13 protein-coding genes are annotated in these 15,715 nt (G+C 38.5%); 1 reads left to right on the forward strand and 12 read right to left on the reverse strand.

Going from position 1 to position 15,715, the window contains the following annotated elements:
• Nucleotides 1-147 precede the first annotated feature (147 nt).
• Both BLU97_RS06350 and BLU97_RS06355 read right to left on the reverse strand, forming a co-directional pair.
• Nucleotides 148-528, reverse strand: a complete 381-nt coding sequence (locus tag BLU97_RS06350) for a hypothetical protein (protein ID WP_013064634.1) — start codon at nt 526-528, stop codon at nt 148-150.
• A 49-nt stretch (nt 529-577) separates the two neighbouring features.
• Complete coding sequence (locus BLU97_RS06355; RefSeq protein ID WP_013065252.1) at nt 578-799, reverse strand: hypothetical protein; 222 nt, start codon at nt 797-799, stop codon at nt 578-580.
• 1,209 nt (nt 800-2,008) lie between these two features.
• Here BLU97_RS06355 and BLU97_RS06370 point away from each other — a divergent pair.
• Entirely contained in the window at nt 2,009-2,851 is an 843-nt protein-coding gene (locus tag BLU97_RS06370; protein ID WP_074760746.1) for a DNA/RNA non-specific endonuclease, read from the forward strand.
• A 16-nt stretch (nt 2,852-2,867) separates the two neighbouring features.
• Here the strand turns inward: BLU97_RS06370 and BLU97_RS06375 are convergent, their stop codons facing one another.
• Genes BLU97_RS06375 through BLU97_RS06420 form a run of 10 tightly spaced genes read right to left on the reverse strand, consistent with a single transcriptional unit; the run spans nt 2,868 to nt 15,713 of the window.
• A complete protein-coding gene (locus BLU97_RS06375) occupies nt 2,868-4,757 on the reverse strand; it encodes a DNA translocase FtsK (RefSeq protein ID WP_074760747.1) in 1,890 nt (629 codons plus the stop codon).
• A 1-nt stretch (nt 4,758) separates the two neighbouring features.
• Complete coding sequence (locus BLU97_RS06380) at nt 4,759-5,793, reverse strand: hypothetical protein (RefSeq protein WP_074760748.1); 1,035 nt, start codon at nt 5,791-5,793, stop codon at nt 4,759-4,761.
• A 2-nt stretch (nt 5,794-5,795) separates the two neighbouring features.
• A complete protein-coding gene (locus tag BLU97_RS06385; protein ID WP_074760749.1) occupies nt 5,796-6,497 on the reverse strand; it encodes a flagellar motor protein MotB in 702 nt (233 codons plus the stop codon).
• A 2-nt stretch (nt 6,498-6,499) separates the two neighbouring features.
• Nucleotides 6,500-8,332, reverse strand: coding sequence for a hypothetical protein (locus BLU97_RS06390; protein WP_139208875.1), 1,833 nt, complete (start codon nt 8,330-8,332; stop codon nt 6,500-6,502).
• 14 nt (nt 8,333-8,346) lie between these two features.
• On the reverse strand, nt 8,347-10,446 hold the full coding sequence (locus tag BLU97_RS06395) for a DNA translocase FtsK (protein WP_074760751.1): 2,100 nt from the start codon (nt 10,444-10,446) through the stop codon (nt 8,347-8,349).
• A 12-nt stretch (nt 10,447-10,458) separates the two neighbouring features.
• A complete protein-coding gene (locus BLU97_RS06400) occupies nt 10,459-11,550 on the reverse strand; it encodes a hypothetical protein (RefSeq protein ID WP_074760752.1) in 1,092 nt (363 codons plus the stop codon).
• 8 nt (nt 11,551-11,558) lie between these two features.
• On the reverse strand, nt 11,559-12,485 hold the full coding sequence (locus BLU97_RS06405; protein WP_074760753.1) for a hypothetical protein: 927 nt from the start codon (nt 12,483-12,485) through the stop codon (nt 11,559-11,561).
• Nucleotides 12,486-12,515: 30 nt separating this feature from the next.
• Nucleotides 12,516-13,652, reverse strand: coding sequence for a protein phosphatase 2C domain-containing protein (locus tag BLU97_RS06410; RefSeq protein ID WP_074760754.1), 1,137 nt, complete (start codon nt 13,650-13,652; stop codon nt 12,516-12,518).
• Between the two features lie 3 nt (nt 13,653-13,655).
• Complete coding sequence (locus BLU97_RS06415) at nt 13,656-14,411, reverse strand: vWA domain-containing protein (RefSeq protein ID WP_074760755.1); 756 nt, start codon at nt 14,409-14,411, stop codon at nt 13,656-13,658.
• 18 nt (nt 14,412-14,429) lie between these two features.
• Nucleotides 14,430-15,713: a protein kinase domain-containing protein gene (locus BLU97_RS06420; RefSeq protein ID WP_074760756.1), complete on the reverse strand. Its 1,284-nt coding sequence runs from the start codon at nt 15,711-15,713 to the stop codon at nt 14,430-14,432.
• Nucleotides 15,714-15,715: the final 2 nt, after the last annotated feature.

Below are 15,715 nucleotides of genomic sequence, written 5' to 3' on the forward strand. Positions count from 1 at the left end.
AATGTATATCTTTGCAGTGGTTAAGGTTTATGGTTGATTAATTTAGTTTTTTAAGTAATTTTTTTCAGGAAAGGTTCGCTGGGAAGCGAGCCTTTTTTGATGGTATAAGGAACAGCTTATTTTAATTCTGTAAAAAGATAGCACTCCTTAAAGGAATGCTATCAATTCTTGCTGTGGCTCTGGAGCCATCTGAACCACTTTGGGCTCCTTCTTAGCGCGAGGCTTGCGCTGCTTCTTAGGCTTCTCTTCAGCCTCTGGCTGCTGGGCCTCCTGCTCTGCAGGCTTCTCTGGCTCGGCAGCAGCAGCTTCAGCTTTCTGCTTTGCAATTTCCTCTGAGAGGGCCTTGAGGGATGCATCCTCGATGCTATATCCTGTCTGCTTCTTCAGGAGAAAAGCGAAACGCATGGCTTTGTATGGGCTCTTGCAGTATGCCTTACCTTGTTCTTCACCTGTGATGGCCACCATCCAAACATTGTTCTCACTCTTGTTAGACTTCACTACTGAAATGATAATAACTTTTGCTTCCATAACTTTAATATTTTTAAATTGTTAGACTTATCTTTGAAATACTTTATTCTTAAACTTTATATACTTCGACATATGTGATATCTGCCATCAGATCATTGGCCATGCTCTCTGCTATCTCTGTAGCCTTAGCAAATGTATCGGCTTCAACCTCGTACTCGTAATACTCACCACCTTCGCAATTAACAACTACATTGTAGATATTGCCCAGATAATAACGCTTGTTATACAACCTGCTGTGGGTGAAAACTGATGTTTGTACATTCTGTGTCATAATTCTTATTTTTTTAATGTTTGACTTCTTGTTAATGATAAGCTCCGAGGAGCTTTTGTAATTTTTACGTGCATATAAGAGCAGCAATCGGAAAGAGCTTTAATGCAAGGAATTACCAGCAAAAATAACGGAATACCCCATTTTCTTTAGGCCCTGACGTGAAGAAGAAAATGCGGAAGGCTGCTGTGATTTTTGAGCAGGAATCGGGAGCTAGTGACCAGTACTTGAGGAGCACGGGATTGCGCTAAATTTGCAAAGGAAAAATAAGTAAAGGGCCTCATAGGTAGCTATCATGAGAAGTCCGACATGTATAGAGAATGTCAATGACACAGATTCAGCAAACATCCAACCCACGGCAGGTACTAACAAGTGCTATTGCTACCCCATCCTATTTTGGGCTATATCTGCATTGTCTTTCCTTTGTGTATAAGGTGTGGTGAGTGATGTACGAGGTATGTGTGCTGATTTTCCTATTTACCTTGTGGTACAGGGGATAGCTGAGAGTGGCCACTACCCTACTTTACTGGCAGATTACATCGAAGTACAGATAAGTTTTAGAGATTTGACGATAAAGTATCAAAGTAAGGATAACAAAAATGTTGAAGTGGAAAGCAAAATACCTCTTTCGTGGATGTGAAGGCATTCAAGCGTGAGATGAACAATGGATGGTGGCAAATCTGAGGATGTAGAACTGGATTATTTGGGACGTCTCCGGGAGACATCAAGCCTCTGGGACGTCTGCGGGAGACCTTTGAGACGCTTTCGGGAGACATTTGGGACGTTTTCGGACGAATTTGGGAGAAGCACGAGACAGTGTGTCTGCTAAATGAGAAAGCTGCAAATAACAGAACGGCGGACCTCACGGCTCGCCGTCTCAGACTTTTGGGTAATATAAAAAGCATTTGCTATTATTCAGCGTCCAAGAAGCCTCGCAGGAAATCCAAGACAGAGTCCAAAGAATAAGTCAGCGATGCCCACGCTTTAGCAAAAAGTAGAGTCTCACGACTCAATGTCTCAAATAGTCGGCAAAAACGATACAACCTCGCGGGGGAATGAGGGGTACGTTTTATGTCGCAAATATAGTAAAAAGAAAGAATTGTTGATTGATTTAGAGACAAAATATTATGATTTGTGTACTTTTTGGTTGTACGATGGAATAATATCCTTCTTTTTTTGTATTTTTGCATTGTATATTCTAATAACGACAATATGAAAGGTTTCTTGAAAGAGTATTGGCTTTCCGCATCTGTATTGCTAGCTTTGGCAATTATAGTTACATGCAGTACCAAAGGAACGGTAATATCTCATAACGCGAATACGAAGGAGTCAATAGCTATACAAGATGATACTAATGCGGAGGAATTTGATATTCAATCGATAGATATTCCTTCGCCTTTGCAAAATGTATCGGAGCAAATTCTTTATAGGAAAGGATATGTTGTCTCTTATAACAAAGATACAAAAATTCCTAATTGGGTTGCATGGCATTTGACTTCCGATCATACCACAGGTAGCTTTAAGAGGTCTGGGAATGCGTTTCATGAAGATGTAGATGTCCCATTACCTAGGGCAAATAACTATGATTATAAAGATTCGGGATGGAGCCGTGGCCATATGTGCCCAGCAGGTGATAATAAATGGAATCCTGATGCTATGTATGAGTCTTTTCTTTTCACTAATGTATGTCCTCAGAATAGAAATTTGAATAGTGGGGTTTGGAATCAGATTGAAATATCATGCAGGAACTGGGCTGATAGATATGGTGATGTTTATATTGTTTGTGGTCCAATCTTATTCAATCAAGAGCATGAAACGATTGGGCAAACACAAGTTGTTGTTCCTGAAGCATTTTTTAAAGTTGTTCTATGCCTTAATGGTGAACCTAAAGGCATCGGGTTTATATGTAGGAATACTGACGGAAATAGGAAAAAGGATATGTATGTGAATTCAATAAGTCAAGTTGAACGTGTAACAAAGATGAAGTTCTTTCCTCACCTTGATGATGATGTTGCAGAAAAAGTTAAGCACCAGTCTGATTTGTCAGACTGGTGATGAGAGTGAGGCACAATCACATTTTTGATACTGCCTCTGCTAAATCTTTTACTATCAATGTTCGTATATTCTTCTCCTTCTTTGTGATACCAGACTCATCCAGCTTAAGAAGTATTTGATGAGCGGTGTTGAATGTACAAGACATTGCCTTCTGTAAAGATGCCTCATTACATTTTCCGCCCTGCAGTAGTATAGAAACAGCTTGTATAATTGTATTTTTATCTATATCGCTGCATGAAATAGAATGCAACTTGGGTTGCTTTTCAGGTAAATCGATGGAATCAGACTTAATCCTATATGATTCAATAATAGGATGTGTGTTAATATACTGCGTAACGATGTCTTTCGTGTTTTTATCTATATACGGAGTAGAAAAATGCTTTATTGATGCTGTCGTAGGATCAAACAATAAAGCATCCCCAATTGCATATAAATCTACAGCGTCAGAAGAACCTAAAACAGACTTTGACTCGATAGATGATTCTAACTTAAAAGAAATACGAGCTTGGAATGCTTTTTTCATTTCTTCTGTAAGCATATTCCTTCTGATATTTTGACGTGTGGATGCGACAATATGAAAGCCATATTGAGCACCTTCTGATAGAATGTATTTCATTGTGCTCTGATAGTTAGAAAGTTGCATTATATCAGATAATTCGTCAATAATGATAATGATACGAGGTGTAAAACTGTGGCCTTCCAAAGGATCAAGTTCACCTGACAGATAGAGCTTGTTATATTCATCTATGTTATTACATGAGGCTTTTAAGAAATGGCTTTTGCGTAGGGTGAGATCTTCAGCCAGACCAAATAATAATTGAGCTGCAGAAACTGTCGTATCTGCAATGTTAGAACTTTCTCCAAATTCAACTAGATAATTCTTTTGAATGCCCTCATAGATATTTAGACCAGCACCTTTCAGGTCAAAAAGGGCTAACTTAAATTCGTATGGGAAGTAGCAACTAATAAGCGAGTAAATTATCGTATTCAGAGAATTGGTTTTTCCACTGGTAGGCTGGCCACCAATTAAAGCATGGCCTACTTTACTAAAATCTATCGACAATGGACAACCATCAGCCATAAGTCCTAAAGAACAGCAAAGTGAGTCTTTCGGCTTTTCTTGAGGAAGTATCGATTGGAATGAAGGAGCCATTGGCTGTTCTTTGATAAGCTCTATTCCGATTTTGTTTGTACCTGGAATGGGAGCAATAATTCTACAGCCTGTAGAAGAAATTGCTTCAGCAATCGTGTCTTTAAGATAGATAAGTTTTGTGATTCTTATGTTTGATGCAAGTGTTATAACAGCATAGTACATGGATGGAGTCTCACTAAAATCTATATCAGCAGTATCCACCTTGAATTCAGACAAAACATATTTTATATGTTCTTCAGCAGCTTTGGCTGCAGCTCGTTCCAAGATCATACCTTTAGAGTCTTTGACTCCAGTTGTTTTGTTGGATGATTTAGAAAATGAATCAACAGGCAGCTTGTATACTTTATCAATAGCTCTTGGGTCTTTGACTTTATATTTTCCTTTGATAATAATCTCTTTTATTGGAGCTTCCTGCTCAACATGGAGTATAGATTCAAAAGGTACTGTAACTATACCCAGACTATCAGACAACCATTTAAAGACGGTTATTAACTTTTGTACCTGATAGCCGGTTTTCTGATGAACTTCGGATATAAAAGAACATATCTTTAAACTGTTGTCCTGTCTGTCAGGCTGCAGCATTATCATTTGTTCTGCATAGCCTTCATCAATGATATCTAATAATATTCGACGCTCAGCGCGTAAATCCTTAAGAATACCATAGTCTGACAAAATGTAGACTAAACGCCGCTCTTTAATTATGTCACGGCCATAGGTACTTATTATCTTTTGAATTTCTATCTGAATATTCATATTACTTACGGTATTTATCTATGAAAGCTTGAGCTTCATTATATTCCTCCTGATTGAACATTCCTGGTTTAACGGTTAACCAACAATGTGGGCAAACACATTGGAGATTAGAAGGTCTATTATCATTCATGTGCCCGTTTTTATGGTGCACTTTCATATAATGATAATCCGTTCTTGAAGATACATGGGAACCACATAACTCACATGTATAGTCCTTTTCCCGAAGATAATTCTCAAGGATGTATTTCCCAAATTCATTTATAATAAGTGATTCCGCTTTCGATGGAGTCTTTTTGGTTTCTTCTGCATAGCAGATGGGGCATAGAGTAACTAGGTTTGAGTCTCTGTTATCTGCATTTTTACCATTTTTGTGATGAACCTTTAAGAGATGGAAATCAAATGGATTTGACAAGTGAGTTCCACATTTCTCACATGTGTAATTTGATTTTTTCAGATATCGATCCTTTATGGTCGCCCAGTCTTTTGTATATCCCCAATGGTCCACCTCTGTATCTGTGTCTTCGCTAATTGTTTCTCCTTCTTCTTTCAATTTTTCAACAAATTGGCTTGATGTAATAACATGAGGAAACTCATCAGATGCCATTTTTTGGCAGAACTTACAAAGAGGAAGATCTGTAACTTCCGTTTCTGTATCATCATTGTCTTTATCCCTGACAGTTACAGTTTCCACATTAGCACCTCGGTAGTCTGCATGAAAAGCACCACGTCGAATGAAATCAGATATTACTTCGCATTGACGAATATGAAAACGTGGTTTTCCATGTTCTGAAAGCCTATAACTACGCTTATACATGAAAATCTTTCTCAGTGTTCCAGTATCGTCTCTATAAAAAATACCATCATCCTGCATGACAATATTGTTGCGAATTTCTGATTCACCTAAATCTGTTACAGGCAAAGGGCGATATCCCTCTGCATTTCCTACATTATATCCTAATGAGCGCAACAAGTCTTTAAGCCCATCAAATGTATAAATAGGAGTTGGCTCCTCGTTATTGTGATTGTTATTTGGCATCTTTAATCTTTATTCTTTTTTACGAAGTTCTCCAATACCTCTTCACCAGATGTAACAATGCGGAATTCCACTCTTCTTGACTTATCTAGGTCAATAGGATTCTTAGAGTCATAGCAGAAGTTACCATCCGCATCAAGTGCTCTTCCGTATGAAAGACCGTTTGCTGTAAGCCAAAATTCTATCATTCTTCGCTGTTCTTCTGTGTAGTTGTTAAAAGCCGGCATATTTCTAATGTGCATCAAGACACTAACAGAACGAAGCTGTGAAAGAATAGTATTTGCTATATACGGGTCTTTGTTGAATTGAGGAGCAGGAACATTATCAGTATGGCCTTCAATTCGAATCTCTTTGATTTTCTCGTGAAGCGGGTCGTTAACGAGAATATCAAAATACTTAGGAAGGAACTCGTCGAGTATTTCCTTAAACTCTGGTGTTAAATCATAACTGCCAGTTGCGAACAAAACACTGGGGTTGTTGAAACGCATAGACAAGTCATGGCCAATTGTCATTTGCCATCTGGCTGTGTCGCTTTTAAACTTATCTACTAATTTATCATGCAACTGCGTCCTTGTGTCTACATAATCTGTTAGCACATTCTGGTTCTTCTTCACGCGACTGATATATGCAATCGCAATGAAGAGGAAAATAATCATCAAACCTGTCATCAGGTCAGATACAGACATCCATACATTATGTTTCGCCATACTTATCTCTTATCTTTAATCATCGCCTGAATACATACATCAAGCTGAGAGAGCGTTTCACTCAACCTATTGTAGAAGTGCTGGTCAAGGGTCTGAATTTCGCCTTGCAAGAATTGCGCGCTATCGTGTAGCTGCTTTTGAGCATCCATAAGATTCTTCTTGGCATCTGCCCAGAACTCATTGTTGTAGTCACGGAGTTTGTTAAGCTCTTCAAGTTTGTAAATAAGGTCATTGACAACTTGTGCAAAGTTACGCTGCTTTTCCACCCATTTATTCAAGTTCTCGGTGTATTCTTTATATTCTGCGATATTCTTAGAATTAGCTTCTGCTGCATCTCTCATTGCCTTTGCTGTAGCAACGAAGTCTTTATCTTTAGCCATCACTTGTTCAAGGCCCAGTACAATTTGATGTAGCTTTCCGCCGTCGTTAATAAGAAGTTTTGTGTCTGCTTCAACTTCTTTAAGCGTCGTCGATGTTTCTTCGAAGTTGGTATTCATTTGTGTGTATTTACTTGTCAACGAAGTAATCATATTCTTATTTTCCTCTTGCCATGTAATCATACGACCAACACTTTCGTTTAGCTGTTCGAAGTTTTCTTTTATCAGCTTACTTATCAGAGCGTTCATCTGTTTCTCGAACTCTTCAGTAACGCCCTTCATTACTTCAACCAATGCCTCAGTATTGCTCTTTCTCAATAGCTCAGAGAACTCCTCGAATTTCTCTGTTAAGAGGACATTAGTTTCACTCATCTTTTCCTCAATTTCAGTCACTTCGTCTCTGATAACTGGACTTAGTTTCTTTATTTCATCGATAATCTCATTCTGGGTTGAATAAGTTCCAGTAGAAGCTTCTACAATTTCAGCAACATTGTCGTTGACAGCTTTAACGGAGTCGTTGAGCGTGTTAACAGATTTAGTTTGATTTCCTAACGCTTCTTCGACGTTTCCTACAGAAATTGTTATACTTTCCAATCTACCATCGATAGCGTTATTAAGGTCATCCAACTTCTGGATAGTTGCTTCAAATCTATCCTTCAGTAAAGCTTGAGACTCACTATTAGTTTTAGCGATATCTGCAGCAACCGCACAAGTTTTGCCTACTATAGCAACACTCTCATTAGAGTGGCTTGCAATTTCATCTAAGGTATTTTTGATTTCATAATTAGTATGGGCAATGTCGGCAGTTATAGAACATGCTTTGCCTACAGTATTAACAACCTCATTTGTGTGGTTTGCCATAATATTCAAAGCTGTTCTCATTTCTTGAGAGTCTTTTGATTGCTCCTGAATCTTAGATAAAAGAGAAGTAAAGAAGGACTCTTGTTTTTGATAAATTAAGCCCATCTTATTTATAAACTCATCCTGTTTTTGGGTGATTAAGTTCATTTTTTCGGCACTGGCTTTTTCCATCTTTGCAACGGATTCCGTAATCAAGCCAGCAGCCAAATTAATGTCTGATACGCCTTTGTCTATGCTGTCATAGCCAGAACTTACTATTTTGGAAAGGAAAAGTGACCCTATCATACCAGCAAGTGATGTAAAGAAAGCAGTTTTCAAGCCGCTAAGCAATAGAGGAATACTTGCATCAAGATTGTTAGGGTCGAAATTTACAAGGCCCAGTGTGATACCTGCGAAAGTTCCAAGTACACCAATCGTAGAAATAAACGTTGGAAGGTTCTCTATCCAGCGTCTTTTTTCAATAAGTCGGTCCTGGTTTTTCTGATATACGAAATATATCCATGAAATAAGAAAACACAGTACTACTATACCTAAGAAGATGAACGAAATATAATTCAGCGTTTCTTCTGTGAAAAATGTCTGACTTATCTGATCCATATTTATTATACTTTTTATCTTAAACAATTTAATAGGTTATTTAATGAATTTTCATCATTGATAAGAACCTCGCGAGGCTTAGAACCCATGGCGGCACCTACCACGCCAGCTTTCTCAAGCTGGTCCATTATTAATCCTGCTCTATTATAACCGATGGCGAATTTTCTTTGAATAAGTGATGTCGAACCACTTTGATACATAACAATTAGACGTGCGGCATCATCAAAAAGTGGGTCTAGATGTGACAAGTCAATAGGAGGAAGTGGCTCTGGAATATAATCATCGAGTTCATAAACACTGAAATATCCTTTTTGCTTTTGGATGAAATTGCATACTTTATCTATGTCTTCAAATGAAGGTTGTGCACATTGTATTCTTAGTAGTCCACTGTTTCTTGCGGTAAAATACATATCTCCGTTACCTACGAGTTTCTCGGCTCCACCATAATTTAAGATGAGCCTTGAGTCAGTCGTGGTATTAACCCTAAATGAAATTCTTCCCGTTAACTCTGATTTAATGCTGGTACTTATTACGTCGGCAGTAGGGCGATTTGTGGAGATTATAAGATGTATCCCAACTGTTCTGCCTTTTTTTGCAATTTCGAGAATAATAGGTTCAAGTATTCTAGAAGCATCGTTCATTAGTTCACTATATTCATCAATTACTATGACAATGTATGGTAGGAACTTATGTCCGTCTGCAGGATTTAAACGTCTGCTACAGAATTTCTTGTTGTAATCTTGGATGTTTCTCGTTCCAGAAGATGCTATTAATTCATATCTAGAATCAAGTTCGACCTTTAAAGCGGCAAAGGTTTTAAGGGCTTGTTCAGAACTGGAGATGATTGGATTTTTATCATAATCCACATGAGCAGCCAAAAAATGATTTGCGATGGCAGCATAAGCGCTCAACTCTATCTTTTTAAAGTCAATCAAGACTAACTTTAAATCTGATGGATGTTTTTTGAATAGTAATGAAAGTAAAATTGTATGAATACAAATTGATTTTCCTTGTCCAGTTGCTCCTCCTATTAATAAGTGAGGTAAAGTACACAAATCAAACATGAATACCTTAGAGTTTGTTTCTTTTCCTATGACACAGGGGAGTTCCATAGAAGACCTTTCAAACTCTTTACAATTAACTATAGATTGAAAGTATAGACAATCTGGATTATTTCGCGGGACCTCAATTCCTAGTTTATTAGATCCAGGAATAGGTGCAAGAATTCTCACTCCCTTAGGGGAAAGGAACATAGTAAATTCTTCTTCTGCATCTTTTAATAACCCAAAACTCATTCCTGGAGCAGGTTCTATTTCCCAGAAGTCAACGTTTGCTCCCCTAACTAACTTGATAGAAGATATTTCAAATCTAAATGAATTCTTCAGAATTTCGATAATTCTATCACGTATTGAGTCTATTTCAGCCTTATCCATGTACGGTCTGTTGGGAAATTCAAGTAAATCCCAGTTAGGGAAGCTGTAATCTGGAAGGTCTCTATGTGGGTCATAGTCTTCATTAGTCTCAATAATTACGTTTTCCGTAGATACTTGTTCTGACACTTCTTTACTCTTAGTCTTTTTTGACTCATTCAGAAATGTTGGTTTTTCTTTAATATACCCCAAGCCATAACCGAAAGAATTAATTATAAATGAGACTAAATTTTGCTTGGTACCGAATTCATTCACATACTGTTGGCAGATGGATAATGATTCTACTTCCCAGCTGTTAACAGACGTCATCCTTTTAATGTATCCTTCATCTAACATGCTTAACAAAACATTTTTAGCTGCTGGATTATCCTTTAATAGATGAAAATCATTCAAAATATTAATAAATCCTCTATTGTTCAAGGAGGCACGCCCCAGTGTTGAGACTATAAATTTAATAGCTTCAGGAATGTCTTTAGGCTCATTTGTTTTTGGGGATTCTTCAACATAGGTATCTTTATGTCCTTTTACTTGTGTCTGTTTATCTTTAACATAGGAATCTATGAATCGTACTTTTTGGGGCTGAGGATCGTCAAAAATCAGTTCTTCTTCAGAATTATCTAGTAATTCTGATTGATTAGTTTCTTTTTGATTTTTATGACCAAATAATTTTGAGAATATATTCATTGTCGCTTTCTTTTATATCAGGTTAATAACATTCAAAATAAATGAGCAGTCAAAACCTTGGAAAACAAGGCGCTTAACATTATTTCCATCTCTTTGAACCTCCATACCATCAGAGTATGGGTTTATTCCAATTATCTTTGTATATGGGACTTTGATACTACGTGATTGTCCCATAAAGATGATGTTTTTATTTGTAACGTAAAGACTTCCCAGACCCATATTTTCCATATAACTGGTTTCTACAGGATGACCTTTGAATCCGCCAGTACGGTATGTTACACCTTTCATTACGCGGAAGCTAAATCCACTGTGACTACCAACGAATTCCTTTCGGACTTTCTCCTGATACATTGTGACGTTATTGTAGCACCAAAGCGCTGTTTCACCGCGTGTAAGAATAATAGGAGCTTGGATGTTGTAGCGTGGTGGACGGCCAGCCTGAAGGTCAGAAAGGATTGAGGATTGACCAAGCTCCTCGATATGTGAACCCTTCAAAGAAGGTGGGAGATTTATTAATGATAAGCCTAAAGTGGAAACATATTCATCTACCTTTTGTTGTTCAGATGGTGACATAAGACCATTTTTTAGGTAGTTTTTTCCTGCTTGACCCAGCATTTCATAGTACGCATCCTGCTGCTGCTGTCTAGTCAGTGGCATAGTACGCATTACTTGTTCAGAAATCTGCAAGCTGCGCTGTAGTTGCTTCTGGCCTGTAAAGTACTCTGCCATAAAACCTCTTAGCATTTTCTGGCAAAGCCTATCAAGTGCACCGGACTTGTTGATTTTGCTATACGATATTGTAATGCAACTCAAAAGATCTTTTACCTTCTGCAGGTGCTGAGTATGAAATGGCCAATGGATTACGTTTGCCCATTCATCTATGCACTTTGATGTAGAATCAGCGATGTCATCTTCTGAAGCGAAGTATGATTGTCTAGCGAGAAGTACGACCTTTTGTAACTCCTGCGGCGGCGTACTATTCTTAAAAAAAGAGCGAAGAGCACCCTCCAAGATAGTAATGCCTTGGATGTGCTTTTCTTCGCATTCTTTGTGAGCGTGAGAGAAAAGCCCTGCACCTTTACCGCAAAATTTACAATCTCCCATACTAAGTTTTATAAATCGTCGTTAGCTATATTGTTCTTTTCACTTTCTCCTATGTCAGAATTATGCTTATCCTCGTATACCATCGTTACGCATCCGTTCTGTGACATGCGTACAACAATAGTTCCCCCAGTTTCTTTGTCTGTAAAATATGATGAATACTGACAATGCTCATTGCTTAGAGCAGACATCTCATATCCATCCCCCTCATAATATGGTTCTGAAAAATATTCATAACTCTGAGGAGTGCCATATTTTGTTGTGAGTTTATTTTTCCACTCTTGATATTCTGATTTAAGAGAGAACCATATTTGTTGCTCTGGAAGACTTATCACAACTCTACATGTTAACATAGAAATAGGTGTTCCTACAACTAAAATTTGGCAATTATTTACACCTGCAAATTTTCCTGTTAATATTGCTACATTGTACTCGTGATTATATGAGTTTGTAACTGTATAACCTTGTGATTCGAGTTTTCGAATAAAATTCTGTACATTGCCCGTAATAGGAATTTGACGGAAAGTCAGGTGTTTCTTTCCATCATCAACATCTTCTACTTCAATATCGGGTTCTACTTTTGTTCCTGTATCCGTAGATACGGTGTCACTATTCATGGTTGGAATGTCTTCTATCCATCCTAATGCAAAAGCTATGCTTTTCAAAACATATTCAGATAAGCCTTCCTTGAAGCCATAATTGTCAACCAAGTTCTGCTTGTTATTTGCTATTATAGTTTCATAGTCATTCTGCGATTGACCTTCAAAAATAAATTTTGCCATCAGGCCCTCTGAAATCAAACTTTTTATTACGAACTTTGCTGCTGCAAATTCTTCATAAGCTTTAAAATCGCTTAGAATGTTCACTAGGCGAGCATCCTTCAATATATCTGCACTTTGCAGTGATACAATGTTTTTTAAGGCATTATATAGCTCCATAATTTTGGTAGTACTTAGTTATTTATATGATTACTTTTTAGAATATTCTTTTGAGAGTTGTTGCATCAAAACGTCGTATTTATTAAGCTGTTTGAAATAATCTTCTTTGGCACGACTTAAGTCCTTCTTGGCATAGTCAAGTTCGATACGTTCTTTTTCGTCTCGAATGAACTTTGTCCCAGAAATTTTATTCTCCAGCTCTTTTATACGAGTGTTAAGCTGCTGTACGCTGTCTTGAGTAGTATTAATCTGGTACTGGATGAAGTCTGTAATATGTTCCTTCAGTTCTTCGGGATTGTAGATAAACGCAATAGACATATCGTCCTTGCTTCCAATTTTGCTGAGTTGGGGCAGGTCGGATTCTATCGACAGTATTGTTTTATCTAAACCTTCATCAACCAGAAGTTTCATGACCTGAATATAGAAATTCACCAGATTTGTTTCAGCACCAAATGAATCGTCCATACCGTCAGAACCTAAGAATATGGCAGTTGGGAATTTGCCATCACCTTCATAGCAATAACGAAACTCGTTGATTGCTTGTGAGTCGCACAATGAAGTGGTCTTATTCAGAAAACAATCGTCGTCCCATGGAATTGGTTCATCCCATATAGGGTCTTCCTGGAATGAATAACATTTACCGTCGCCAATATGAAATGCAAACCAGTAGTCTTTGGTTTGAACATATACCATCAGCGTGCAGCCATAATGCTTTTCGAAGGTTTCTGATGCTAAGAACCTATCAAGATACTTTTGAGGTACGTTTGCTTTTTCCCATTCTGTTAGCTCGTTCTCTTGGGCATGCTTTTTTATTTTCTCGTTCCATTGGTAGATAATAGAGGAGAAAAGCTGTCTCATAGCTTTGTCGACATTCGTTGGCTTGTCTTTTACTGCTTCGGCTTTGGTCGTGCCAACAGCTGTGAATGGTTGGCCTTTGAAAAGGTCACCTCCACCGTTTTCGACAAAAAAGGTGATTGAATGCAATGCTGCTTCTGCCGCATATTCAGCACCTACGTCGCTACGGAAATATGGCTCACCTCCGTGACCATCACAAACAATGGCCACGGAGAGAGAGTCATCAGCTACAGCCATGGAGTAGTCTTGACAGACTTTGTCTGTTGCTTTATGACTTTCTCCTTGACAAGAAAAGCTATATGCTTTAATCATATATTACCCCCAATCGTCAATGTACTGACTGCTATCGACGTTGTTTACAGAGGTACTATCTGCTGGTTCTGCACCATCGATATCCTTAGCAGCGTCTTGTACGTCCTTAATTACCTGCTCCTGTTTTGTTGTGTCACCTGCAGTACTACTCTTACTACCAATCTGTGAAGATGTAACTGCGACAACACGAATTATTTGCTTCAAGGCCTCGATGTTGTGCACTGGTATTACTGCTTCAGAAGAACCTGTGAAATCTTTCAGCACGTCCTTATCAGCATCGTCGCCGATAGCAATTGCAATCTTAATAGCTGCTTTGAACCAGTTGTTATCTTTCAGTTTTCGAAGTCCTGACTGATAGTCATCTGTTGGACCACCATCTGAAAGAAGAATAATGGCTGGTGCAAATGAACCACTTGCTGCCTGCATAAAACCAGAACGAGACAGTTTTGCTGACAGTTCTTGGCATGCTTGGCCTAGAGATGTGAGGCCACCTGCTACAACATCTTGCCAAATGAAGTCTTTAGCAAGCTTAGGCTCGTCATACAGCCAAGTGCATCCACTTGAAAATTCCAGTGCTGCAACTTTAATCTCTGCGTCTGGGTTTGATTCAGAGATGTCGTCCAGCATTGGCAATACGTTAGCTACTGCGTCGTTTACGGCGCCGATTTTGTTACCTTCCATACTTCCAGATGTATCAATCAGGAAGAACAGGGTCATTGTTCTACGAGGAACACTTACGGTTTCGTCTAATAATCCCATAGTTCTACAGTTTATTTGTTATGCTAAAATTTCTCCTTTTGCGCCTGGTGCGCCTTTTATACTTGAACCAAATGAAATCTTCAGTCCGTTTAGTACAGGCATGAAGTCGTTTGGTTCTACAACTTTGACCTTTCCGCTTGGTGTATCAACATGCCAACTTGAATTTGTCAGATTGCGAACGATACACAATTTGTCGTCATTTGGGAAAACACCCACTTCTCCATCAGGTATGTTGTCATTGTCAATATAGAGCTTAGTTCCTGGAGTCAAGATAAGATTTCGGTTGTTTATCTTTAACTGCCTTGAAACATCGATGTCTTTACCACAGTTAATGCACTTATGACTTCCAGCCTTCAGGTCAAGGAAAGTCTCTTCGTGGCAGTGTGGGCATACTACTAATTCATCACGAACTTGTGTGATGATTTTCTGCCAGGCTTGTTCAATGATTCTCTTCTGAGGATTCTTTAGTTTATCCTCACTGAATTCTTCAATGAATGTGTCCTTGAGAAGAGATGGGAACACTGGCCAGCGACGAATAACATTCTGGTGAACGCCGCGGACAGGAAGATTGCTCTTGTCATTTGGGTTGAAAATAAAAAGTGCATCACTACCGTAGAAGCTCTTTTCATATTTCTCGGTCATACATGGGCATGCTACAACTTTTGCACCCTCGAAAGGATGGTTTGCATAGAAAAGCATGAATAGGATAACAGACAAGGAGAAGCGGTCGCTGTATTTGTCTGGTTTACCTCCAGCAACAATCTCTGGAGCCATATAGCGAGCTTTTCCCATAATGCCAGACTTTTCACCTTGTGGCATTACGTTGTCGTTATCGCATATAAGAACGTCACCATCTGTTGGTCGGATAAAGAAGTTACCATCGTTCAAGTCCTGATAACTGTAGCCGTGCAAATGAAGCTTCATGAAGCCATCACAGATCTTCATAGCTGCAGCCAGCATAGCATCGAAAGACTTGAAACTCTTCTTGGCCAGCAGATAGTTTCCGAATTCAAAGTAATCATTAGGACGAAGGCGCATGATATATCCATAGCTGCCTTTCTCTTTTACGGTCAGGTATTCTGGCCAGATAAAAGCATCACTTGGAGCTTTAGCATTCACGTTATGCTCCAAATTCTTGTAGAAAGCATCACCTGGGGATGTATGGTACCATTTAAGTGCCATCTCTTGACCTGCAAGATCAACGAGATAAACAGTTCCTTGTCCACCGCTTCCCAGTACTTTCTTAACAGTTGCGGTTGTTCCAATGGTCAAATTGACCTTGTCATTTACTTTTAGTTCCATAT

It is taken from the genome of Xylanibacter ruminicola, assembly GCF_900107775.1.
Lineage (GTDB): Bacteria > Bacteroidota > Bacteroidia > Bacteroidales > Bacteroidaceae > Prevotella > Prevotella ruminicola_C.